General features: G+C 40.1%; 2 protein-coding genes. Both read right to left on the reverse strand.

The window, feature by feature from the left end; genetic code table 11:
• Positions 1 to 38: 38 nt before the first annotated feature.
• Complete coding sequence (locus DXD25_RS16370) at positions 39 to 416, reverse strand: helix-turn-helix transcriptional regulator (protein WP_158556370.1); 378 nt, start codon at positions 414 to 416, stop codon at positions 39 to 41.
• A gap of 2 nt (positions 417 to 418) precedes the next feature.
• Complete coding sequence (locus DXD25_RS16375; RefSeq protein WP_117664397.1) at positions 419 to 715, reverse strand: type II toxin-antitoxin system HigB family toxin; 297 nt, start codon at positions 713 to 715, stop codon at positions 419 to 421.
• Positions 716 to 852: the final 137 nt, after the last annotated feature.

Genomic DNA, 852 nt, shown 5'->3' on the forward strand with positions numbered 1-852 from the left:
CCCCATCCCGCTTGAGAAAGTAGGATGGGGGATTTCTTTTATGCCAATACAACGTTGGCTGGAACACCAAGGTTGTGGTATATGTTTCTTGCAACATCAAAATTGATTGCGCGACGACCATGGAGAATGTCACTTAATGCAGTAGTTGAAACACCGATAGCTTTTGCTGCCTCCTTCTGTTTGTATCCTTTTTGGCGGAATGCTACTTTGATAGCAGCAATGAGAGAAGGCTTAACACGCCATGGATGGGGATCCACTTCACATTCCCAATCGTAAGCAGCTTCGCTGAGAACCTTTAATTCTTCTTTTTCTACTTCGCTGAGAAAATCCATGCCGCCCAATTGAGTTCCCTTAGCAAGCAGAGCTTCCATCCGCTCTTCTATCTCATTATAGGTCTTTTCGTCTTTGATAATCATAATCATATATTTTTTATGTCCTTAATCTTGTCATATTCTGCATGTGTTCCGACAAATCTTATATGTAGAAAGCCTTGAAAGAACACAACGATTGTTACAAGTCTAAATTTATTGCCAGATATATTGAAGACATATCTGTCATTCCCGACATAATCTGCCGAAGGAAATGCTTGTTTCAATTCTGCATGGCTTTTCCATTCAGTCTTTTCAACATATTCAGCCCAGCGCATGAGTGCGTCTGCGGAATCAGGATGCTTCCTTGCAAAATCTTTGAGCAATTTAAACTTTAATATCTTCATATTCTCTTTTTTGCTGCAAAAATAGCGAAAAGTTCTTGAAATAGAGAAGTTTTTCGGCGGAAATATATAAATATTTGCATATTTTAATACATCTACCCCTAGCGCCGGATATCTCTGTCCTCCGTTAGGCGTCCCGG

The organism is Prevotella sp. TF12-30 (assembly GCF_003436715.1).
In the GTDB taxonomy this organism is placed as follows: Bacteria; Bacteroidota; Bacteroidia; order Bacteroidales; family Bacteroidaceae; genus Prevotella; species Prevotella copri_A.